Annotated in this window: 20 protein-coding genes and 2 tRNA genes; 7 read left to right on the top strand and 15 right to left on the bottom strand. The window is 35.9% G+C overall.

Annotated features, from left to right (window positions below; all coding sequences use genetic code 11):
* Nucleotides 1–28 precede the first annotated feature (28 nt).
* The 6 genes from glyA to ACVFVN_RS07140 all read right to left on the bottom strand — a co-directional run bounded on the left by glyA (nt 29) and on the right by ACVFVN_RS07140 (nt 6,568).
* The gene (gene glyA / locus ACVFVN_RS07165; protein WP_456234779.1) at nt 29–1,300 is read right to left on the bottom strand and encodes a serine hydroxymethyltransferase; all 1,272 of its coding nucleotides are present in this window, start codon (nt 1,298–1,300) and stop codon (nt 29–31) included.
* 198 nt (nt 1,301–1,498) lie between these two features.
* The gene (locus tag ACVFVN_RS07160; protein WP_456234778.1) at nt 1,499–1,966 is read right to left on the bottom strand and encodes a regulatory protein RecX; all 468 of its coding nucleotides are present in this window, start codon (nt 1,964–1,966) and stop codon (nt 1,499–1,501) included.
* A 114-nt stretch (nt 1,967–2,080) separates the two neighbouring features.
* Entirely contained in the window at nt 2,081–2,800 is a 720-nt protein-coding gene (locus tag ACVFVN_RS07155) for a DUF6090 family protein (RefSeq protein ID WP_456234777.1), read from the bottom strand.
* A gap of 290 nt (nt 2,801–3,090) precedes the next feature.
* Nucleotides 3,091–3,552 carry a hypothetical protein gene (locus tag ACVFVN_RS07150; RefSeq protein WP_456234776.1) on the bottom strand — a complete coding sequence of 154 codons (462 nt, stop codon included), beginning with the start codon at nt 3,550–3,552 and terminating at the stop codon, nt 3,091–3,093.
* On the bottom strand, nt 3,552–3,932 hold the full coding sequence (locus ACVFVN_RS07145; RefSeq protein ID WP_456234775.1) for a RidA family protein: 381 nt from the start codon (nt 3,930–3,932) through the stop codon (nt 3,552–3,554). Before ACVFVN_RS07145 ends, ACVFVN_RS07150 begins: the two co-directional genes overlap by 1 nt.
* Nucleotides 3,933–3,982: 50 nt before the next feature.
* Entirely contained in the window at nt 3,983–6,568 is a 2,586-nt protein-coding gene (locus ACVFVN_RS07140; RefSeq protein WP_456234774.1) for a putative LPS assembly protein LptD, read from the bottom strand.
* Between the two features lie 45 nt (nt 6,569–6,613).
* On the opposite strand from ACVFVN_RS07140, the gene ACVFVN_RS07135 reads away from it, so the two are divergent.
* The 5 genes from ACVFVN_RS07135 to aroQ all read left to right on the top strand — a co-directional run bounded on the left by ACVFVN_RS07135 (nt 6,614) and on the right by aroQ (nt 8,967).
* Nucleotides 6,614–7,909 (top strand): N-acetylmuramoyl-L-alanine amidase family protein, encoded by a 1,296-nt coding sequence (locus ACVFVN_RS07135; protein WP_456234841.1) that lies wholly within the window; start codon nt 6,614–6,616, stop codon nt 7,907–7,909.
* 60 nt (nt 7,910–7,969) lie between these two features.
* A tRNA-Glu gene (locus ACVFVN_RS07130) sits at nt 7,970–8,041 on the top strand.
* 84 nt (nt 8,042–8,125) lie between these two features.
* A complete protein-coding gene (gene rpsT, locus ACVFVN_RS07125) occupies nt 8,126–8,380 on the top strand; it encodes a 30S ribosomal protein S20 (RefSeq protein ID WP_165133973.1) in 255 nt (84 codons plus the stop codon).
* Between the two features lie 11 nt (nt 8,381–8,391).
* Nucleotides 8,392–8,463 (top strand) — tRNA-Glu (locus ACVFVN_RS07120).
* 81 nt (nt 8,464–8,544) lie between these two features.
* Nucleotides 8,545–8,967, top strand: coding sequence for a type II 3-dehydroquinate dehydratase (gene aroQ / locus ACVFVN_RS07115; protein ID WP_456234773.1), 423 nt, complete (start codon nt 8,545–8,547; stop codon nt 8,965–8,967).
* A gap of 59 nt (nt 8,968–9,026) precedes the next feature.
* Here aroQ and ACVFVN_RS07110 read toward each other — a convergent pair whose 3' ends face one another.
* The 6 genes from ACVFVN_RS07110 to ACVFVN_RS07085 form a co-directional block, all read right to left on the bottom strand.
* Nucleotides 9,027–9,521: a hypothetical protein gene (locus ACVFVN_RS07110; RefSeq protein ID WP_456234772.1), complete on the bottom strand. Its 495-nt coding sequence runs from the start codon at nt 9,519–9,521 to the stop codon at nt 9,027–9,029.
* Entirely contained in the window at nt 9,502–10,860 is a 1,359-nt protein-coding gene (locus ACVFVN_RS07105) for a DUF4153 domain-containing protein (protein ID WP_456234771.1), read from the bottom strand. The genes ACVFVN_RS07110 and ACVFVN_RS07105 overlap by 20 nt, the downstream gene beginning before the upstream one ends.
* A 330-nt stretch (nt 10,861–11,190) precedes the next feature.
* Nucleotides 11,191–11,481 (bottom strand): winged helix-turn-helix domain-containing protein, encoded by a 291-nt coding sequence (locus ACVFVN_RS07100; protein WP_456234770.1) that lies wholly within the window; start codon nt 11,479–11,481, stop codon nt 11,191–11,193.
* A gap of 24 nt (nt 11,482–11,505) precedes the next feature.
* Nucleotides 11,506–12,132 (bottom strand): hypothetical protein, encoded by a 627-nt coding sequence (locus ACVFVN_RS07095; RefSeq protein WP_456234769.1) that lies wholly within the window; start codon nt 12,130–12,132, stop codon nt 11,506–11,508.
* A gap of 85 nt (nt 12,133–12,217) precedes the next feature.
* On the bottom strand, nt 12,218–12,637 hold the full coding sequence (locus ACVFVN_RS07090; protein WP_456234768.1) for a PaaI family thioesterase: 420 nt from the start codon (nt 12,635–12,637) through the stop codon (nt 12,218–12,220).
* Entirely contained in the window at nt 12,638–13,438 is an 801-nt protein-coding gene (locus ACVFVN_RS07085) for an enoyl-CoA hydratase/isomerase family protein (RefSeq protein ID WP_165134159.1), read from the bottom strand.
* A gap of 294 nt (nt 13,439–13,732) precedes the next feature.
* Here ACVFVN_RS07085 and clpB point away from each other — a divergent pair, with 294 nt between their 5' ends.
* Nucleotides 13,733–16,324 carry an ATP-dependent chaperone ClpB gene (gene clpB / locus ACVFVN_RS07080; RefSeq protein ID WP_456234767.1) on the top strand — a complete coding sequence of 864 codons (2,592 nt, stop codon included), beginning with the start codon at nt 13,733–13,735 and terminating at the stop codon, nt 16,322–16,324.
* Between the two features lie 132 nt (nt 16,325–16,456).
* On the opposite strand, the gene ACVFVN_RS07075 is transcribed toward clpB, so the two are convergent.
* Entirely contained in the window at nt 16,457–17,161 is a 705-nt protein-coding gene (locus tag ACVFVN_RS07075; RefSeq protein WP_456234766.1) for an FKBP-type peptidyl-prolyl cis-trans isomerase, read from the bottom strand.
* A 302-nt stretch (nt 17,162–17,463) separates the two neighbouring features.
* On the opposite strand from ACVFVN_RS07075, the gene ACVFVN_RS07070 reads away from it, so the two are divergent.
* Nucleotides 17,464–18,834 (top strand): phosphatase PAP2 family protein, encoded by a 1,371-nt coding sequence (locus ACVFVN_RS07070; RefSeq protein WP_456234765.1) that lies wholly within the window; start codon nt 17,464–17,466, stop codon nt 18,832–18,834.
* 116 nt (nt 18,835–18,950) lie between these two features.
* Here the strand turns inward: ACVFVN_RS07070 and ACVFVN_RS07065 are convergent, their stop codons facing one another.
* Both ACVFVN_RS07065 and ACVFVN_RS07060 read right to left on the bottom strand, forming a co-directional pair.
* On the bottom strand, nt 18,951–19,664 hold the full coding sequence (locus ACVFVN_RS07065; protein WP_165134172.1) for an AAA family ATPase: 714 nt from the start codon (nt 19,662–19,664) through the stop codon (nt 18,951–18,953).
* A 96-nt stretch (nt 19,665–19,760) separates the two neighbouring features.
* Entirely contained in the window at nt 19,761–21,962 is a 2,202-nt protein-coding gene (locus ACVFVN_RS07060) for a M1 family metallopeptidase (protein ID WP_456234764.1), read from the bottom strand.
* Nucleotides 21,963–22,026: the final 64 nt, after the last annotated feature.

Raw genomic sequence — 22,026 nt, 5'->3', positions numbered from 1 at the left:
TGGAATTTTCAATATAAAAAAGTTAAGTTTAATAATTGAAAAGCGCTTTACCTTCCATTAGTTGGTTAACTTTTGTTTTAACAGATGCTAAAACGTCTTCATTTTTGATGTTATCAACCACTTCAGAAATTAATGAAGCAATCACTTCCATATCATTTTCTTTAAGACCTCTTGTTGTAATTGCAGCAGTCCCTAATCTAATACCAGATGTTGTGAATGGTGATTTATCATCAAACGGAACCATATTTTTATTACACGTGATATCTGCTTTTACTAAAGCTTTTTCGGTTTCTTTACCATTAACACCTTTGTTACGTAGGTCAACCAGCATAAGGTGGTTATCTGTACCGCCGCTTACAATATCGAAACCATTTGCAATCATTGCTTTAGCCAAAGCCTGCGCATTAGCTTTAACTTGTTTTGCATAAACCTCAAATTTAGAATCAATCGCTTCTCCAAAAGCTACCGCCTTACCAGCGATAACATGCTCTAGTGGACCACCTTGAATCCCTGGAAAAACCGCAGCATCCAAAACTTGGCTCATCATTTTGATATCACCTTTTGGCGTTTTGTGTCCGTAAGTGTTTTCAAAATCTTTACCCATCATAATCATACCACCACGAGGTCCACGAAGCGTCTTATGTGTTGTCGTCGTCACCACATGACAATGATCGAATGGATTGTTAAGAAGTCCTTTAGCAACAAGTCCTGCAGGATGCGCAATATCCGCCCAAAGTGTTGCACCAATTTCGTCAGCTACTTCACGGAATTTAGCATAATCCAAATCTCTAGAATAAGCAGAGAAACCAGCAATCATCATTTTTGGTCTTTCGCGAAGCGCTACCTCACGCATTTGATCATAATCGATAAGTCCAGACTCACGATCTACGCCGTAAGAAACAACGTCATACTGAATTCCTGAAAAGTTAACAGCAGAACCGTGCGTTAAGTGTCCTCCCATCGAAAGATCCATTCCCATAATTTTGTCGCCAGGCTTCAAAACTGCAAGATAAATAGCTGCATTGGCTTGCGAACCAGAGTGAGGTTGCACATTGGCATAATCAATCCCGAACAATTGCTTAGCACGTTCGATAGCTAAAGTCTCTACTTCGTCCACCACTTCGCAACCACCGTAATATCTTTTTCCAGGATAGCCTTCCGCATACTTGTTTGTAAGCACGCTTCCCATCGCTTTCATTACATTATCTGACACAAAGTTTTCTGATGCAATAAGCTCAATGCCATGTGTTTGTCTTTGTCTTTCTTTCTCGATAAGGTCGAAGATGATATCCTGATTCATTATATAACGATTTAAATTTTAATGTTGTACGAAATTAAGCCAAAACCAACTGAAAAACAAATTAACTTTTGGCTTTCAACAGCATCTGTACATTTTTTATCCTTCGCAACGCAACGACCTACAATCATAATTAAAAACTTACAACTAATAATTGGCTTCTGGTCACAGAGCCAAGTCGAAACATCACCAACCAACAACTCAAAATTCCTCAAGCATCACGTCCAAAATAACCTCATATTCAAAACCTTTAGAAATTAAAAACTTTATGATTTTATTTTTCTTTTTAAAAGTGTTGGCTTCTTTGATGCTATCTTGCTGCTTTTCAATAAAACTTCGAATCGTTTTTTTATAATCATTATCATCTATTTCGTCCCAACAACGACTGATAAGTTTCTCAGAAATTTGTTTTTGTTTTAGGTTGAGTTGGATTTTGTAGCGTCCCCAATGTTTCATGTAAAATTTCCCTCGGATATAACTTCGCACAAAGCGTTCTTCATCGAGATAACGCTCTTGGATGAGATAAAGAAGAATTTCATCTTTAGCCTCAGGGATTAATAAGAAATCTCGCATTTTCTGCTCCACTTCATAATGGCAACGATCCTGATAAACGCAGTAGTTTAACATTTTCTGTTTTATCTCTTCAAAAGTATAAGATTTCTTTTCCATAGCATTTTCCATCCAATTTAACTTATCCTCACAAAGAACGAAATTTCTGCGTTCTACGCCAAATGTTTAAAAAGTTGAGGGAGTCACAAAACGAAGTCGAAATACCCAAACATTCTAATGTTTATATTCCTTATCAATCTTTGTAATAACACCTTGCATCTGAGTAATACAAGTCTGATAGTTATTGATGATATGATCGACGCCTGAAAGATAAATTTTACTTCTATTTTTAATAGGTTCCGAAGAAATAATTTTTAAAAAATTCCCTTTTGGAAAATCCACCGAATGATCAAAAATATAATCCGCATATTTAAGCTTTTGCGCTTTGTAGAAATCCGTAGAAGTCACCAACAAAGGAATATCTTCTTCATACAAATCGAGAATTGCGTTCTGAAGTTCCTCATGTTCTATAAATCCTATTTTCCCAGAAGATTTAAAACCCTGATAGCGACCTTGGTTGCCTGTAAAACCTGTAAAATTGAATAAATAATCTTTATTAGCATCGATAGAATCTTGGGAAGCCAAACTACCAGCGGGAATATTTGCTACATACGAAAAGAAACGTTTCTGCTTTTTATAGGCTTCCATATCAGTTGACAACTCTTTGATGTCTTTGTTAAGATCGACCTTCAAACCTAATAAAAAATGCTTAACCTCGAGTTGCTCGACACGATCCTCATTCCAGGCATGAAAAGCTATTGAGACAGAAACTGCGAAAATAATAATCACAATCTCCATGGCTATTTCCTTTATTTTGTGCCCAACTTTATGCTCCTCGGATTTTGCGGTATCATAAATTTTTTTGGTAGATTTTGCTACTTCAAGTTCAGCCATGCGTAATAGTTTAGTTTTTATTAATAAATAGGAGCTACAAATATAAAAAATCAAATTGCCTAGTAAAAAAACTTTCTCAATAAAATTATCATCAAGCTTAAAATTAAAGCTTACTTAAAGCCAATCCAGAGTATGGATAAAGTATAAAGAAGCAATAAAAAGACGGACACAGAGCTTGCAAAAATAACCACCTTGTCATTCAGCACGAAGTGAAGAATCTCAAGCATTCATCAATTTCAAAATTCATAAAAACAAAAAAAGCAATCTTTACGACTGCTTTCTAAATATTATTAAATTTTATCCTGAGTATTCTGATGTTTTTTTGCCTCCATTTTTTTCTTCCTTTCGTAGATAACCTCAACGATTTTTCCACCAATCCAGGAAAAAGGAAAAAAGACTAAAAATATTGAAATTTTATAAAATGTCGGATGATAGGGATAGATAATAATATCAAGCATCGCAATGAAAAGCATGATAAAACCAATCAAAATAGCATAAGCAACTTTGGCATACTTTACAATAAGCGCCGTTATCACACCGCCAATGCTAACGCCCAGCCCACCAAAAAATAATAAAGCAGCAAAGAAAGCCCCCTCATGCTGAACCTCAACAAGAAGTTGTTTCCAATGCTCAAATGGTGCAAACTCTTTGTAGGTAATCCAACTTGGATTGATACGAATACCCAACGAAATGATAAGGCCCGCTACAAGAAGTCCACAAAAAACACCAAATAAGTTTCTAAAAAAATTCATTAATCGGCGTGTGCAATCATTGATATTTCGATGTCAACATTTTTCGGAAGGCATGATACCTGCACAGTTTCTCTAGCAGGAAAAGCCTCAGCATCCAGATAAGAGGCATAGATATCATTCATCACCGCGAAGTCGTCCATATTTTTCAAAAATATTGTCGTTTTCACAACATGGCGAAATCCCAGTCCTGCTTCCGTAAGGATGGCTTCAAGATTTTTCATGACTTGATGTGTACTTTTTTCGATGCCTTCTTCCAATTTTCCCGTTGCAGGATCCACAGGAATCTGCCCCGAAATATACAAAACGCCATTAGCCATATTGGCTTGTGAGTATGGTCCAATTGCCGCAGGAGCATTGTTGGTATTAATAATCTTTTTCATAGTTTATTTAAGGTTTATCGGCTACAAATCTAAGAATTTTTATCAACTCCTTAGAAGCTGCTTTTCGGTTGTGTAAAGCTTCGGTCCTTATATTTAATCGCGTCACTTAAGATATTGGCTTTAATACCGATGAAGAAATCATAGACCTTATAAACACCAAAAGGAACCCAGTTAAAGTTAATCGTAAAACTACGCTGATCCCTAGAAAACCCAAGAGAGGTTTGCGATATTTCTTTGGTTACAAAGTCGTAAGAAGCCCTTCCTGTAATATTCCAAAAAGGCGTTAGTTTGATATTACCATTTAGCCCAACAGTTGCCATTTTGGAACCAAACATAGACAATCCTCGTGTGTACGCATAGTTGGCATTAATACTCAAACTCCAAGGCTGATCAAATCTGGCATAATTATCATCATCAAAATAATAATTCTCGTTTCGGATTTCCCCTTTCTTTTTATAAAGTTTGGCATAGTCATCTTTCTTCCCAAATATCTCATCACTCAACGAGTAAGACAATTGCATATTAAATCCTTGTACGCTAAAATGTCCGAAATCCTCTGTACGAATACCATTATTACCCGTAGCATCATACAAAATCTTATACGGCTCCAGAGTCAAAGTCGTGTTAAGTGTCATTTTACTGTTAAAGAAAGAGGATTGCGAGCTGATGTTAACAACCGACCATTTATTCTTTTCCGCTGCAAAGTTGTAGTTTCCAGAGATGTTAAGATTTTCAAAGAGTTTAATTTTTTTCACCCCAGTAGAGTCTGATTTAGAACGAACTTTCATTTCTAAATTATTGGCGATGTTAAACCCGATACTTTGGGTCAACCCTTGACCTGGCGAACCATAAATACCGCCTTCAAAAATGGAGTATTTGGTCATCTCTCCTCGGGAACCAAAATAGTCTTTGTAATAACCCCAATTTTTCGCAGCAAAATCTGGGGTATAATTAAAACTAAGACTTGGTGTTACCATGTGTCGTACCGCCTCAACCATGGAACCTTTTTTAAAGTTCAAAAATTTATATAAGACAGTCTGCAAACTCGCTGATGTCGAGAAGGTCGAAAATCCAGCAAACTGATTTTTTGTTATATTATCAACTCGATCTGTTAAGATGTTGTAGCGTTTCTCCATGGTTTTGGTAGTCAAGACATTGTCAACATTCGCACTCAAAGTGAATGTAAAATATTTTGCAATACTCGTATTGGTCGCCAACGCAATATTGTTACGAAGTCCCGTCTTCATGTCTTGCCACATCTTATCTTTGAACAAGTCTTCTTCTCTGGTTTGCAAATAATTACTTAATGACAAGCCGGTATTTACCGTTAAATTTTCTAGTAAGCCTGTACGGACACCAGTTTTAGGTTTAAATAAGTAAAACTGACTCATTGCCACCGTGACATCCGGCAAGCGAATATCGGTAAGTCCCGTTGCAAAGTTCTGAGAATAAGTCGCATTGGCATTGATGGTTATTGGCAAACTTAAAAACCGTTTTTGCAAACTAATTCTGGAAGTTTGGCTCGTCTTTAAGTTCTCATTATTGTAAATATAATTGTTATTCAGAAGGTTGTTATAAAACTTCTGACTCGTAATATCTACCGCCGCATTGAAGGTGAATAATGGATTAGCCTTGCTGTCTTGTTGATGTGTCCAAGCAATTTTATAAGTTGAAGATTTAGAATAATCATCAAGACCTTTTATACCTCGGATAATTGTCCCAATCTCCGCATTAAAACGACCGTTATATCTATATTTCTTGAGATAATTAACTTCAGGCCTCAGATTCCAGCTCCCTTTGGTATAAAGATCGGACAAGATTTTAAGATCAAAATGCTCGCCTATCGGCTGATAATAGCCGAAACCATTGAGGAAGAAACCAACATCCTGACGTTCCCCAAAACTCGGAATCAAAATTCCCGCAGAACGCTTATCCGAAAATGGTAAAATCGCAAAAGGCATCACCAAAGGTGTCGGTACTTGCTCGATATACATCTGGATAGGCCCTGTTACCACCTGGGAATTTTCTTTACCTTTTATCAATTTAATATTAGGCGCTAAAAGGTAATAATCCGCTATCGTATCTTTTTTCTTGACAAAATACTCATCGGTCGTATATTTTCCATTGCGCATAAAAAACACCGAATCATTATACTTTTTTGTTTTCTCGGCAACGATAACGCCTTCGCTCTCCTCCGTTCTGGCATTGAAAGCTACAGCCTGTCGGGTTTTGTAATTATAAATTACCTCGTCATACTCGAAGGTCTTGCCACCTTGCGTCGCTACAGCAGGCGTGGTAACGCGTCCTTTTTCGTCCAATCCACCACGCGCATATATTTTGCTAGTCGACCAGTCGATACGGATATAGTCGGCATCAATCTGCATATCTTGATAAACCACTTGCGCATTTTTCTCCAAAAAGGTCTGCTTGGTAGAAAAAGAGTTACGCTCGACATCGGCTTTAGTTTTCACAACATCATCCAATTGTTCCTTGGCAGGAATGCTATCATTCTCGCGAATAGTATCTTGTTTAGACCTAATTTCAATAGTTTTAGCCTCATTATTCTGTGCTAAAATATTGTTAAAAATTAGGAAAATTAAAAATAGTAGTATATTTTTGAAAATGCTTTTGCCCAAATCAGTACATCTGTAATTCGGGTCAAAATTAATTAATTTTTAAAAATTAATATGTTTACTCAAGACTTTTATTCCAAAAAATATATTTGCCTCTTATTGGCATTGCTTCCTTTATTAGGTTTTAGCCAGAAAAAATTCACTGTTATACTAGACGCGGGCCATGGTGGATCCGACATTGGTGCTAACAGAAGCTATAGCGATCTTGGCACTGTTCGAGAAAAAGATGTCACTTTGGGTGTGGTTCTCAAACTTGGGAAAATGCTCGAAAAAAATAGAGATTTCAAAGTAATCTACACTCGAAAGATTGATGAATATCCTTCGTTAACATCCAGAACCGATCTTGCCAATAGAAACAAAGCAGACTTTTTCATCTCTGTACACGTCAACTCCTCGCCAGGAAGCAGCATCACCACGCAAGGCACCGAGACCTTTGTACAAGGGCCTAACCAAAACAAAGCCAATCTGGAAGTGGCTAAAGCGGAAAACGAAGTAATCTTCCTAGACGAAAATGATAAGCAAAACTTCGCCAACTACGATCCGAGATCTCCAGAATCTTTAATTGCTTTAAAAATTCAGCAAAGCAAATATCTTGAAGCCAGCCAATGGTTTGGTGGTTTGGTAGAAGAAAACTTTGTAAAAAAAGACAAACGCTATTCGCGCGGTGTAAAACAAGCCGACTTACACGTCCTTCGTAAAAATGCCATGCCCTCTGTACTTATAGAAACAGGCTTTGTAAACAACTACGAAGACGCCAAATACCTATCATCAGAAAAAGGCCAACAAGAAGTTGCGGAAAGCATTTACAACGCATTGCTAGATTATAGAAAGGCGCTGAGTGGTGGTTTTGCAGTGCGAGAACCAGATCCTGTAAAGCCTGCAGAAGTGCCTATGAAAAATGATTTTAGAATTTTGTTAATGAGCACACCGAGCCGTTATAACGATAATGACCCTGCTCTTAAAGGCCTTAATTACATTTTACCAATTAAAGAAAATAATGTTTACAAATATTATTATGCCGTGACCAACCTGCCGTCGGTGAGAGATAACAATCTTAAAACGGCTAAAGATGCTGGCTTTAGAAATGCAATGGCGATCAGTTTCTTACCAAATCAAACATTAGGATTCGGATACTACACGCTGGAAGTTGCTGTATCTAACGACAAATTAAAAAGCGATTCTCCTATTTTAAAAACCTTGAAAGATGTCGAAAGAACCAAAGAAAAAGGAATTTTCTACTACACTTATGGAAAATTCAAAACCTTGGAAGACGCCGTCACTGCACAAAAAGACATTGAGAATAAAGGCATTAAGAATAGCATCATTCAAAAAGTATTAAAATAATTAAAAAAGATTTGCAAGGATTAAAAAAAGTATCTACTTTTGCAACCACAAAAAACGAATGGCCTATTCGTCTAGTGGTTAGGACTCAAGATTTTCATTCTTGCAACAGGGGTTCGATTCCCCTATAGGCTACGAAAAATTAATTTTAAAAAAATCTGCAAAAGATTTTGAAGTTTAAAAAAAATTCATATCTTTGCACCCAAGTTTTAGGAAATTATGGCAAATCATAAATCAGCTCTGAAGAGAATCAGACAGAACGAAAAAAGAAAATTAAGAAACAGATACTATCACAAGACTGCTAGAACAGCTATGAAAGTATTACGTAATGAAACTGAAAAGTCTGTAGCTACTGAACAATTACCAACAGTAATTTCTTTGTTAGATAAATTGGTTAAGAAAAACATTATCCACAAAAACAAAGCTGCTAACTTAAAAAGCAAATTGACAAAACACGTTAACAAATTAGCGTAAGACAATAAAATGGCCCGTTCGTCTATCGGTTAGGACCTCAGATTTTCATTCTGGTAAGAGGGGTTCGATTCCCCTACGGGCTACTTAAAACCTTCATATTTTTATGAAGGTTTTTTTGTGTTTCGTACAAAGCTTCTTATCTTTATATCTCAATAATTTCTATAATGAATATTCTCATCATAAACGGTCCCAATCTTAATCTTCTTGGAACACGCGAACCAGAGATCTATGGATCACAAACAATGGATGCTTGCCTATCCGAATTAAAATCTAAACACGCTAACGGCAATATCGACTTTTACCAATCCAACATCGAAGGTGAAATCATCAACCGTTTGCAACAAGATAATTACGACGCACTCGTTATCAACTCTGGCGCATACACGCATTATTCTTACGCCATTGCTGATTGTTTAAAAAACATTTCTAAACCTAAAATTGAAGTCCACATCAGTAATATTTACAAACGTGAAGAGTTTAGAAAAAAATCGGTTACGGCAGAGCAATGCGACGCTGTACTTAGCGGCTTCGGAATGTCTGGATATCATTTGGCGATTCAATTTATTTTAAAGCAAATTCAAGAATAAAAAAAACGGGTTCGGTAATAATTACCCAACCCGTTTTTATTTAAAATTAAATCAAAAACTTATTCAACTTTCAAGAAAAACTTGCCCAAAGGATTTCCCGAAGCCATATTATTTTTTGAAAGCACCAACCAATATTCTCCTTTTTGTGGTGTTTTATAATCTATTGTTTGCGAGAATGGCCCATCAAAAGTATTATCTGGCATTCGGATCTGGTTAATCCTAATATTCATCTCTTTATCAGATTTAATAAAAGCCTTAAGATTAGACTTATCATAATTAAGAAGACGCACGATAATCTGCTGTTCTGGGTTTTTAATTTCTTCAACCAAACGAATTGGCAAGCTAGTACCATCCACATCCAGAATAAGTTGATTGGCTTCTGTTCTAGTAGCAAGTATCACCGACAGTGTATCTATAGGTTTTTCAACAGTTGTTATGGTATCCCGTTTTGTATCTGTGATAATTTTATCTGTTTCTTTTTTACAAGCTACTAAACTTAATATTCCAAATCCGACTAAAAGTAAATTCCATTTTTTATTGAGCATAGATTTCATAATATAATATTTTTGAAAGGAAGCTGGATTGCTTTGTTTCGGTTTTATAATAAATAAGATCTGGACTTTTATACTTCGGATTTTCTTTCGAGAGAATATGGTCGTTGAAATTCAAACTTTTCAAATAAGTCCAGTCCACTTTGTTATTTTTCAAATTGTAATACGTTGCCAAAGCGCCCCAATTGACAATACTGCATGCCAAAACCAGACCATAAACCGCCCAAAGCATTTTGTTAACTAAGAAAAGGTTGGTTTTTCTATTCTTGATTTTATAAAAAGTAAACGACAATCCCAACAAAGCCAAACCTAAAAATGCCAACACACCCAGCCTTTTGTAGGTCAAACCCAACTCGGATATATATTCCAAATTCTTGGTCGCCGCAGACAATACTAATAGCATATTAAGAACAATCCAAATGTAGGCAAGACGCCGAAGCCATGTGGCCTTTTCATCAAAATTAAAATTAGATTTAAAATAAAACATAATCACCAAAATCGCCATTACAATACTCAAAATCACCGAATTAACACGCTCATGTGTTGCGCCAGAAAGCTCTGCGGGTGAAGATTCTCCCCGAAAAAATTGTTCATAATTAAAACTTATTAAAAAGAAAGCTAGCATTAAATTAAGCACAAGCAAAGAAACAAAGCCACTTTGACGCTCGAGATTGATATCCAAAAAGTTAAAACTTGCTTTTGCAACTTTGTCCTCGTTTACAAAATCGTCGCGAAAATGATGATTTGAACTAAAAATAAAAGATTCAATTTTAACATTCCAAAAATTAAAAGCGATAAAAAAACCTAAAAAAGAAAGCCCTACCAATTCATAGATATTGAAATCCCAAGAAATGCCACCCAAAAAACCAGCGAAAATATCGCTTCCATAAGTATATATTGCGAAAAAAGTCAAGAATAAAATAGCCGGAATCACAACAACCGCAAAAATCTTTTGTACCGATTTTTGGGCATTCGCCTTAGGAAGCCAATCATTGAATAAAAAAAACCGATACGGGAAACTTATGCCTTGCCATGCGGCCACAGGAAGCACTAGAATTGGTTTTAATTCTGTAGATAATGCAAACAATCGCAGTAATAACACCGAAATCACAATGGCTAAAAACGAAGAAAAATCACCATACCAAGCAAAGGCTAAACCCGAGACTATAGAAACGAAAGTCATGAATTTAAAAGCTTTTGTCCGATGTAACTTCGGCGCCAAAAAATAAGTTGAACACGTGTATAACAAAGCTAAAACAGCAAGATTGATCCCTGGCGTTTCACCATAAAATAAAAGAAGAAACGTTAAAGAAAAAATGAAAATTAATTGTGAAGTTTTCATAATAAAATAGTTATTGTAAAATAATTAGTATTGTCAAAACAAAAAACATGAACATTGGAAAGTTGAACATCAACAACAAGATTTGCTTTTGAAAGTAAAATTTTGATTCCAAAAAAATCAATGAGTAAATAAAAAACACCATCATAAAAATAAAGTTGATTACGCCATTAAAAGCATGAAGCATTAAGGAAGCGAAAAAAGCGTCATCGTCACTTGTTAAAAAACAGTAGGCAAATGATAACAAGCCACCAATCCAACTTAATATGAAATAAATTTTAAACATAAATCAAAGTACTTTGTGTTTCAAAGTTTAAAAATAAAAAAATATAACTATTTCCCCAACATCAACTCCAATGCATCGATATGCTTTTGAAAAGCTTCTCTACCAACTTGAGTTACACGATAGGATGTTTTTGGACGTTTACCAACAAATTCTTTTTTGACTTCGATGTAAGCATTTTTCTCCAAAGCCGAACTATGACTCGCCAGATTCCCATCTGTAACCTTAAGAAGTGTTTTCATTTCATTAAAATCCACCCAATCATTAACCATCAACACCGACATAATGCCGAGCCTAACCCTACTTTCGAATTCCTTATTAAGCAAATTAATATTGAGCATATCTCTTTTACTAAACCAAAATAATTACTTATTGCTGTCGTATTTTTTATACATAATCAATCCATACACGATATGCAAAACTCCAAATCCTATAGCCCAAAATAACAAACCATAACCAAGAAAAAACAACGAAATCAATCCTAAAACAACTTCACAAATTCCTAAATATTTAACATCTGTTAGAGTATATTTCTCCGCATTAATCAAAGCCAAACCGTAGAAAACAAGTGTTGCTGGCGCAATCATGACATAGTAATGTTGATAGACCAGACCCATACAAAAAATACCTCCTGCAACCAAAGGAATCCCAAAATTGATTAACAAACGTTTGGTGGTAGCATCCCAAATTTTAAGATCATTTTGTTTACTTTTTCGAGCTGTAAAAAAGTAGCCTGAAAAAACAGCAACAAAAAGTATGATTAAACCAATACCTATCAACTTTTTAATGAAATCAATACTGTAAACTTTATCCGAATTATCAAAATAAAGAACACCTTCACTTTCAAAAACCCGATATACCACAAAAGCACCCACTAATGCAGTTATCCCTGCAAAAATCCCAGACAAACCACTCAGCGAAATAAATCTAGAACTTCGTTCCATCATTTGACGAATATGCTGCAGATCATTTTTAATATGTTTCGATTCCATAAAAGTACTTTGAAATACAAAGTTATAAATAAAAACGAAAGTCCAAAATTTATTTTGGACTTCTTTATTAAAGTTTTATAATCAACTACAAATCAGCAACTTTCTTTCCGATTTTATAAACTGTTCCACGAAAACTCGCCATCAACTCATCATCTTGATTTTTCACAGAAATCTCATAAACCGCTGTTTTTCTGGTTTCATTTAATAAAATACTTTCTGCTGATAACACATCACCTAACCGAACTGCTTTCATAAAATTGATGTAACAATTGAGCGCCACCGCTGCATCACCTTTTGTGTTCGAAGAAAATGCCAAAGCCGAATCCGCTAAGGCAAACGTAACGCCGCCATGCACAGTTTTTAATCCATTAATCATTTCGTTCTTTATAGGCATTGTTATCAAACAATAATTTTCTTTTGCATCCAACAGCTCAACGCCCATCCACTGTGAAAACGCATCTTGGTTTAAAAGTTTTTGAGCTTCTACTAAATAAGAGTTCTCCATTTATTTCCCGATGTATTCTGGTTTGCGTTTTTCTAAGAAAGCGGTAATACCTTCGCGGAAATCATGAGATTGCGCTGCGGACTGTTGATAGATAGACTCCAAATCCAACTGCTCTTTCAAGGTGTGATGCTCGGACTCAACGAAAGCTTTTTTCGTCAATCCGATTGCTTTTGTCGCAGCGAAACTAAGATGGCTTAATATTTCAAATGATTTTTCAGCAAAATCAGCATCTGGGAAAACATCCGCAATCATACCAAGTTTTTTAGCTTCTAAAGCAGGCACTTTTTTTCCAGTAAATGCTAGATAACTCGCTACTTGTCGACCCACCAACTTCGGCAGATAATAAGTTCCTGCGGTATCCGGAATCAAGCCGATATTAGCAAAACCTAAAGATAGATAAGCACTTTCTGTTGCCAATGCAAAATCCGTAATCATCGCCAACATCGCTCCTGCACCAACAGCTGGTCCATTAATTAACGCAACAATTGGTTTTTTAGAATGTGTAATCGCCTCAACCAAAGGATTATAATAATCAATAACAATTCTTTGGATTTCGCGGTCGTCATCAACATGATCTTTAAGATCAACAGCGTCTTTAAGGTTTTGTCCGGCACAGAAAGCCTTTCCCCTACCAGATATTGCGATGCAACGCACCACTTCTTCTCTACCAAAGGCTTCAATAACATGTCTTAGCTCTTTGAGCATTGTTTTATTTAGACTGTTAAAAACTTCTGGTTGATTTAGAAATATTACTTTTAATCGTCCGTCAAAATGCGATTCTACTTCAAATTGTGTGTACATACTTATGGGTTTTCCCAAAGATAGGATTTCTCAAGCGAATTTTAAAATGAAGATGAATGCTAGGAATAAGATGCAAACAAGAAATTTTGTCACGTTAAATCTTGGTTAAATTTCAATAATTCGGAAATTTTGGCTTAATTTTTAATAAATTTCACAAATGTATAGTTTTTGAGAACTAAAATTCAGAATTAAATGATTAGATATTCAAGCTTTAGGTTTTGAGAAATAATGGTTTCAACTTAAAACCTGATACTTGAATTAAAAAAAACTAAAATTTAAATACAATTACACAATATGAATTTAAACCAATATACCGTAAAATCACAAGAAGCTATCCAAGCTGCACAACAAGTCGCTATGGAATTTGGCAACCAACAGATTGAACCTCAACACTTACTTGAAGGCATCTTTCAAGTGGATGAAAATATATCGCCGTTTTTATTGAAAAAATCGGAAGCAGATGCCAATTTAGTTAGAGAAAGAAACCGCGAATTGTTAGAAAAACTTCCAAAAGTGGAAGGCGGAAACATTTACCTTTCTCAATCGGCGAATAAAATTTTATTAGACGCACCCAATATCGCTAAAAAAATGGGTGACGAATATGTAACCATCGAGCATCTTTGGTTATCACTTCTGGAGGTTTCTTCGCCAGTTTCTCAACTTTTGAAAGACATGGGCGTTACCAAGAAATTATTGGAAGGCGGAATTAATGAACTTCGAAAAGGTTCAAAAGCGACTTCGGCAAGTTCTGAGGAAACGTATCAATCTTTAAATAAATATGCTAAAAACTTCAATGAACTCGCTGCTGAAGGGAAGTTAGATCCCGTAATCGGTCGTGATGAAGAAATTAGAAGGGTTTTGCAAATTCTTTCGAGAAGAACTAAAAACAACCCGATTTTGATTGGTGAACCCGGAGTTGGTAAAACCGCCATCGCAGAAGGAATTGCGCATAGAATTATTTCTGGCGACGTTCCTGAAAATTTGATGGATAAAACGCTTTATTCCTTGGATATGGGTGCTTTGATTGCCGGTGCAAAATACAAAGGCGAGTTTGAAGAACGTTTGAAATCCGTTGTGAATGAAGTCACGAAATCTGACGGACAAATCATCCTTTTCATCGATGAAATTCACACGTTGGTAGGAGCCGGAGGTGGTGAAGGTGCGATGGATGCAGCCAATATTTTGAAACCTGCTTTGGCAAGAGGAGAATTAAGAGCAATTGGAGCAACCACTTTAAACGAATATCAAAAATATTTTGAAAAAGACAAAGCCCTAGAAAGACGTTTCCAAAAGGTGATGGTGGAAGAGCCCGATACAGAATCGGCGATTTCCATCCTTCGTGGGATTAAAGACAAATACGAAGCTCACCACAAAGTGAGAATTAAAGATGAAGCAATTATTGCCTCGGTAGAAATGTCTCAACGTTATATTTCAGACCGATTTTTACCTGATAAAGCGATTGATTTAATTGATGAAGCTTCTGCGAAATTGAGAATGGAAATTAATTCGAAACCTGAAGAACTGGATGTTTTGGACAGAAAAATCATGCAGATGGAAATTGAATTGGCAGCGATTTCAAGAGAGGGCAACCCAACCAAAATTGATCATTTAAAAGAAGATTTAGCCAAAATCAATGAGCAAAGAAATGAAATCAATGCAAAATGGTTGAAGGAAAAGCAAAAATCTGAAGATTTAACTCAGATTAAAAAAGATATTGAAGCTTTAAAATTAGAAGCTGAACGTGCTTCCAGAGCTGGTGATTACGCGAAAGTGGCGGAAATTCAGTACGGAAAAATCAAGGAGAAGGAAGATGCTTTGCAAACCTTAGAATTGGAAATGCAAAATCATAAAAATGAATTGATTAAAGAAGAAGTAACTTCTGAAAACATCGCCGAAGTCATCGGAAAATGGACAGGAATTCCTGTAACCAAACTCATTCAATCTGAAAGAGAAAAATTATTGCATTTGGAAGACGAACTTCACAAACGTGTTGTTGGTCAAGAAGAAGCTATAGAAGCTGTTTCCGATGCGATTAGAAGAAACAGAGCAGGTTTGAGCGACGATAAAAAACCGATTGGTTCCTTCTTATTTTTAGGAACAACAGGAGTTGGTAAAACCGAGTTGGCAAAGGCTTTAGCAGAACTTCTTTTCGATGACGAAAATAATATGACGAGAATTGATATGAGCGAATATCAGGAAAGACATTCCGTTTCTCGTTTGGTGGGCGCGCCTCCGGGATATGTGGGTTATGATGAAGGCGGACAATTAACCGAAGCGGTGAGAAGAAGACCTTATTCTGTGGTGCTTTTGGACGAAATTGAAAAGGCTCATCCGGATGTTTTCAACACGTTGTTGCAGGTTTTGGATGATGGTAGATTGACTGATAATAAAGGTCGTGTGGTGAATTTCAAAAACTCAATTATCATTATGACTTCGAATTTGGGTTCGCATTTGATCCAGGAGAATTTTGAGAATTTAACTGAAGAAAATCATGACGAAATTGTAGATAAAACCAGAGAAGAAGTTTTTGATCTTTTGAAACAAAGTTTGAGACCAGAATTTTTGAACAGAATTGATGAAATTGTGCTTTTCCAACCTTTAACCAAAAAGAATATTGGAAAAATTGTACAATATCAGTTGCGAGGTTTGAATGAGCTTCTCGCTCAAAGAAATATTATGATGACGGCAACTCAAGACGCTTTGGATTATTTAATGAACAAAGGTTACGATCCAGTTTTTGGAGCAAGACCATTGAAAAGAGTAATTCAGCAAGATGTTTTGAACAAATTATCTAAAGAAATTCTGGCAGGAAACATCAACGATGGCGATAGAATTACGATGGATTATTTCCAAGAAACAGGTTTGGTTTTTAGACCAACAGAGTAATTTTTGAATTTGAGAATGAGATAATTTGAAAATTTAAAAAAGACAAAATACTACACCTTTTTCATATTATACTAAAAAAAAGCAACGAGAGAAATTCTTGTTGCTTTTTTAATTTTAAAGTTATAAGTAGGCTTATTTAATTCCCATCAATTCTACATCAAAAATAATGGTAGAACCGCCAGGAATTGCATCTCCAGCGCCTTGATCGCCATATGCCAATTCTGCAGGAATATAAAATCTGTATTTAGCCCCTTTACTCATCAATTGAATACCTTCTGTCCAACCTTTAATTACGGCTCCTAAATTAATATCCGCAGGTGCACCTCCGTTTTTATCCGTAGAATCGAAAACCGTTCCATCTAAAAGTTTTCCAGTATATTTTACTTGTACAACATCTGATGCTTTAGGTTTTGTTTTACCATCGCCTTCCTGCAAAACTTCATATTGCAAACCAGAAGCTGTAGTTTTCACGTTAGGATTTGTTTTATTCTTTGTAAGAAAATCAATTCCTTTTTTCTTATTTCCATCTGCATTCGCCAATGCTGCAGACTGTTTTTTCTCGTTTTGCTTCTGCATAAAGCTCATCATAAAAGCATCCATTTCTTCAGCTGGCAAAGTCTTCTCTTTACCATCCATTTCTTCTTTAATTGCTTTGGCTAAAAGGTCTGCATCTACTTTAAAACCCTCCTGCTTCATGTTTTGCGCAATACTCAAACCTATATAATAAGACGCTTTTTGGTCATCTGTATATTTAGTGCCGTCTTGCTTATTACTTTCTTTATTACAAGAAACACTCAATAATGCTATGCAAAATAATGCGATAGTCTGTCTTTTCATATGATAATTTTATATTTTTATGATAACTGATTAAATAATGACCGCAAATTTATCATTTATTACAGAAACGGTCTTACTACAAATTTTAAAATTAAATTTTCTAGATTCTAAAGAATAGTTTTATTTTCAAACCTACAATACATTACTTTAATTTTCATTCATATTCGGCCAAAGCTTAGGAGTTTTCATTTATCAGCACACTTTTTCTTTTATTTTTTTATAAATTCGCACCAACTAAATCATTTGAATTAATAATAATACATTATTTTCAAATTATACTAAACTAAAACCCTGAAAACCTCATGAAAAAAGCAGTATTCTTTATTAGCTTTTGTCATTGTTTGCTATCGAACGCGCAAGTTAAAGACAGCATCAACAATTCTAATTTTTCAACAAAAAAATTTGATAATTCTTCTAAGAATTTTTTCGAAAACCCTTGGGTAAAACGTTCTATAGCCCCAACAATTTTATTTGTAGCCTCAGCTGCAACTTGGGATCAGCGAGAAAACATCCGCGAATATAGGAACCGCTATCTTCCCAATTTTAAAGTGCCTTATGATGATTATTTACAATACGCTCCTGCCGCAACAGTATATGGATTAAAACTTGCGGGCGTAAAAGGACGCAACAACATCGGTAGAGCTACAATCTCATACGCGACAAGTTTAGCCATTATGGGTGTTTTGGTGAATGCTATAAAATACACCGCGAAAGTAGAGCGTCCCGATGGTTCCAAAAACAACTCTTTCCCATCTGGACACACGGCTATGGCATTCACTAATGCGACTTTTCTACATAAAGAGTATGGACTGGTGAATCCCGCATACAGCATTGCTGGTTACAGCGCGGCAGCCTCAACAGGATTGGGCAGAAGCCTCAACAATCGCCATTGGCTTCCAGACATTCTCACTGGTGCAGGAATCGGAATTTTATCCTCGGAGCTAGCCTATTTTTTCATTAATAAAATTTATAAAAACGAAGGCGACAATATCGGTATCCTAAATCGTATTGAAGGCAATGACAATCCTTCATTTTTGGCTCTTAAATCGGGAGCGTCCATTTCTACCACAAAATTTTTAAAACAATCAGGTCTTAGTCAATCCAAAACAATTGGTTTTGAAGCCGGACTAGAAGGCGCTTATTTTTTTAATAAACATTGGGGTGTGGGTGGCGAAATGTCCTTCAACACATTTCCAGTACGCGCTGTAAGCCTTCCGACTGACGATCCTGACATACAAAACCTAAGCTTGACTACAGAGTCAATTGGTCTACTAAATTTTTCGGTTGGACCTTATTTCGCTTACGATATCAACAAGGATGTTCAGTTAAAACTAAAAGCCAACGCTGGTTATTCTAAAGCGGCAACTGGAAAAATCTATGCAGAGTTCAACGATATGGACGAAACGCCTGAAAAACAAAACCTCCATTTAGCAAGTTATATTCCCTCTAATGCATTTAGATTTGGGACTGGCATAGATTTGACCTATAAATTTAATTCTCAAATTGGTTTAACTGGCTATGCCGATTTTTATAGAACTTCCTCCAAAATCACTTATGAATTTGAAGAACCTGTTCTTGATGAAATTGAATTAGCGAATGAACTGAACAATTCTTCGTCAAGAGAAAATATTTCGTATGTAAGTTTGGGTTTAAAACTTACTGCATATTTTTAAAAATGAAATAAAATAAAGAAACTCGATCTGAATATGGATTGTGCTTCTTTATTAAAAAAGCATATAACGCTATTTTTAGGTTAATCTCAACAAAAATCTTATTAACATTAACTTTTTTATTGCAAAATCTCATCTTCCAAATCTGCGATAAGCTTTGATTTTATCGACGTAAAAGTATAATCTTTGGCTTCTGCAAAAGAGATGTTGTATTTTCTAGAAATCTGTTGCAAGCTTTGTGGAAAACGCGCGATAAGCAAATCGTAATATTGATCCAAAACCTCATCAGTCGGCATGTCATACTCGATTCTCACTTGAAACCTTCTGAACAAAGCGATATCCAAAACCTCAACATGATTGGTCGCTGCCACAAGAATCGCCTTTTCTGGGAATTGATCGATCATCTGGATAAGCGCATTAACGAGGCGACGCATTTCGCCAACATCGTTATCATCGTTACCACGCATTTTCCCGACATAATCGAACTCATCCAAAAATAAAACAGCGCGTTCTCGCTCAGCTTTGTCAAAAACCATTTTAATATTTTTCGCGGTTTCGCCAATTCTTGCCGATACAAAAGTACTGAGATCTAAAATAAAAAGCGGCTTATTAAGTTTTGTGGCAATTGCTTTCGCAGTCATCGTCTTCCCACAACCAGAATGCCCATAAAGCAAAATTTTGTTATTGACAGGCAGATTGTATTGTTTAAGAACATCGATGTATCGAAACTCTTTCATTAATTGTTCGATTTCTTTTTTGTTGTCATCGTTCAAAATAACATCGTCCCAATCAATAGGTTCTCGGTCAACAATTAAAAGATCTAAAATGTTCATACGCGTTTTTAGTTTCACAAAATTAATCAATTCCCACAAAGGCTATACAAAAAAAGACAGCCGAAACTGTCTTTAAATATTGGGGGTTTAATCTTGTTAATTTTTAGTAAAAGTAAAAGCTTGGCCTGCCTGTGTGAGATCAAAACTTTTTTTGTCTTTCGCGAATTTAATTTTAATGTCTGCTTCATCAAAGACAAATACATTGTCGCCATCATAAGTCAATGGAAAAGATTGTTGTTCTCCCATCTTCGCCGTCAACATATTATTTTGAGAACTCAACACAAATTTCACAGGAATCTGAGGGTTTGTAAAATCGCCAGTAAAATCATTAATATTAATTTTTTCACTAGCCATTTGGCTCATTCTAAAAACATTATTGCTAATATTAATATCTGGCAAAGTCCCGTCAGGGTCGATCGTTATGGAAGCAATTTCTTTTGTTGTAGGCGCTGTAAAAGTCCATTCCACATTTCTTCTCCAGATATCAACCGGCAAATTAATAGCTTCTTTTGTTCCATCTTTATATTTCACCTCCATAAAGACTGGCATCGGCATTTTTTCTAAATTGGCAATTGAAATAATTGCGCCGTTTTTAGCATCACCATTAACATATTTGACATTGGTAATCGCCTGATCCAATCTCCAATTATTCTGAATCCAACTTCTCCAAAACCAACCAAGATCTTCTCCTGATACATTTTCCATTGTCCTATAGAAATCATCTGGCACTGGATGTTTGAAAGCCCAACGATCAATATATTCTCTAAAAGCTTTGTCAAACCTTTCTGTCCCGAGGACACGTTCTCTAAGAACCGTCATTGCCGCGCCAGGTTTGTAATATGCTAAAGCGCCAATACTTGCTTCTTTCATGTTATCTGGCGGTGTTTCTACAGGCTCCAATTTATCACTGAAGAGATAAGACGCCATCGCTCTGAGAGGGCGTTCGCGATGGTATTCGCCTTTATTAAATTCTTTTGTCGAAATATCATTAATAAAGGTATTAAAACCTTCGTCCATCCAAGCGTGTTTTCTCTCATTAGATCCCACAATCATTGGAAACCAATTGTGTCCAAACTCATGATCGGTAACGCCCCAAAGCTCACTTCCTTTCGAAGTGAAATGACAAAATACAATGCCTGGATATTCCATTCCGCCCTCGTTACCCGCAACATTGGTTGCTGCTGGATATGTATATTCATACCATTGTTTAGAATAATGCTCGATTGATGCTTTTGTATATTCGGTAGAACGACTCCATGCTTCGCGCCCATCGCTTTCCACAGGATAAGCGGATATGGCTAAAGATTTTTTCCCGGAAGGCAAATTAATTTTTGCTGCATCAATAATAAACGATGCCGAAGCTGCCCAAGCAAAATCTCTGGTTTGATTAATTTTAAACTTCCAAGTTTTGGTTCCTGAAGCTGTTTTAGAAGCAGAATTAACATCTGCTTCGGAACGTATCACCACTGTTTTGTCGCTATTTCTAGCTTGATCCCAAAGTTTATTTTGTTCCACTGAATAGACTTCTTTTTGATTCAGAAGTTCGCCAGAACCGACAACGTAAAAATTAGAAGGCACGGTGATATTCGCTTCCACATTTCCGTATTCTAAATAAAATTCTCCTGCGCCCAAATATGGCCAATTGTTCCAGCCCAAAATATCATCATAAACCGCCATTCTCGGAAACCATTGTGCCATGGTAAAGATTTTACCGTTTTTAGTCTCCAAAACGCCCATTCTGTCCGAGCCATAATCTGGTGAAACAAATGAATAATCGATTGCGATTTTTAATTTACCACCATGTCCTTTAAGATGTTTTGGCAAATCTATTTGCATTCTTGTGTCGGTGATATTGTACTTCACGACTTGCCCATCAACTTTCACAGATTTTATCGTATAACCGCCATCAAAACTTTGACCTTTGTCGCCATAGCGGGAGTTACTCATCGGGATCATGGCACTTCCTCGCGAATCTTTTTTAAATAAATTTTGGTCTAGCTGCATCCAAACGAATTTCATCTCATCAGGACTGTTGTTAACATATGTTACTTCTTGTGAAGCTGTAATTTCTTTTTTCTCGGGATTGAGTGCGACATTGATGACATAATCTGCCGAATTCTGCCAATATTTCGGCCCAGGCTGTCCACTTGCCGAGCGGAAATCTGTTCCGGTGGATGTATAAAATGGTTCTTTAAAAGCTTCTTTGTAGTCGTAAATACTTTTGGTTTGCGCATTTGTATTAGAACAAATTAAAAAACCTGCAGTTAATACAAGTTTGGAAACAAATCTTATCTTCATATGATTATTTTAAAAAATTGGTCTGTAAAATTCTCTGAAAGTTACAGGAATAAAAGATAAAATA

The sequence above is a fragment of the Soonwooa purpurea genome (assembly GCF_053891095.1).
This window is presented reverse-complemented; position numbering and strand designations above follow the sequence as displayed.

What these genes read in the sequence shown, in the direction of transcription:
- glyA (WP_456234779.1), bottom strand. Translation starts at nt 1,300, where the DNA reads ATGAATCAGGATATCATCTTCGACCTTATCGAGAAAGAAAGACAAAGA.
- ACVFVN_RS07160 (WP_456234778.1), bottom strand. Translation starts at nt 1,966, where the DNA reads ATGGAAAAGAAATCTTATACTTTTGAAGAGATAAAACAGAAAATGTTA.
- ACVFVN_RS07155 (WP_456234777.1), bottom strand. Translation starts at nt 2,800, where the DNA reads ATGGCTGAACTTGAAGTAGCAAAATCTACCAAAAAAATTTATGATACC.
- ACVFVN_RS07150 (WP_456234776.1), bottom strand. Translation starts at nt 3,552, where the DNA reads ATGAATTTTTTTAGAAACTTATTTGGTGTTTTTTGTGGACTTCTTGTA.
- ACVFVN_RS07145 (WP_456234775.1), bottom strand. Translation starts at nt 3,932, where the DNA reads ATGAAAAAGATTATTAATACCAACAATGCTCCTGCGGCAATTGGACCA.
- rpsT (WP_165133973.1), top strand. Translation starts at nt 8,126, where the DNA reads ATGGCAAATCATAAATCAGCTCTGAAGAGAATCAGACAGAACGAAAAA.
- aroQ (WP_456234773.1), top strand. Translation starts at nt 8,545, where the DNA reads ATGAATATTCTCATCATAAACGGTCCCAATCTTAATCTTCTTGGAACA.
- ACVFVN_RS07110 (WP_456234772.1), bottom strand. Translation starts at nt 9,521, where the DNA reads ATGAAATCTATGCTCAATAAAAAATGGAATTTACTTTTAGTCGGATTT.
- ACVFVN_RS07105 (WP_456234771.1), bottom strand. Translation starts at nt 10,860, where the DNA reads ATGAAAACTTCACAATTAATTTTCATTTTTTCTTTAACGTTTCTTCTT.
- ACVFVN_RS07100 (WP_456234770.1), bottom strand. Translation starts at nt 11,481, where the DNA reads ATGCTCAATATTAATTTGCTTAATAAGGAATTCGAAAGTAGGGTTAGG.
- ACVFVN_RS07095 (WP_456234769.1), bottom strand. Translation starts at nt 12,132, where the DNA reads ATGGAATCGAAACATATTAAAAATGATCTGCAGCATATTCGTCAAATG.
- ACVFVN_RS07090 (WP_456234768.1), bottom strand. Translation starts at nt 12,637, where the DNA reads ATGGAGAACTCTTATTTAGTAGAAGCTCAAAAACTTTTAAACCAAGAT.
- ACVFVN_RS07085 (WP_165134159.1), bottom strand. Translation starts at nt 13,438, where the DNA reads ATGTACACACAATTTGAAGTAGAATCGCATTTTGACGGACGATTAAAA.
- clpB (WP_456234767.1), top strand. Translation starts at nt 13,733, where the DNA reads ATGAATTTAAACCAATATACCGTAAAATCACAAGAAGCTATCCAAGCT.
- ACVFVN_RS07075 (WP_456234766.1), bottom strand. Translation starts at nt 17,161, where the DNA reads ATGAAAAGACAGACTATCGCATTATTTTGCATAGCATTATTGAGTGTT.
- ACVFVN_RS07070 (WP_456234765.1), top strand. Translation starts at nt 17,464, where the DNA reads ATGAAAAAAGCAGTATTCTTTATTAGCTTTTGTCATTGTTTGCTATCG.
- ACVFVN_RS07065 (WP_165134172.1), bottom strand. Translation starts at nt 19,664, where the DNA reads ATGAACATTTTAGATCTTTTAATTGTTGACCGAGAACCTATTGATTGG.
- ACVFVN_RS07060 (WP_456234764.1), bottom strand. Translation starts at nt 21,962, where the DNA reads ATGAAGATAAGATTTGTTTCCAAACTTGTATTAACTGCAGGTTTTTTA.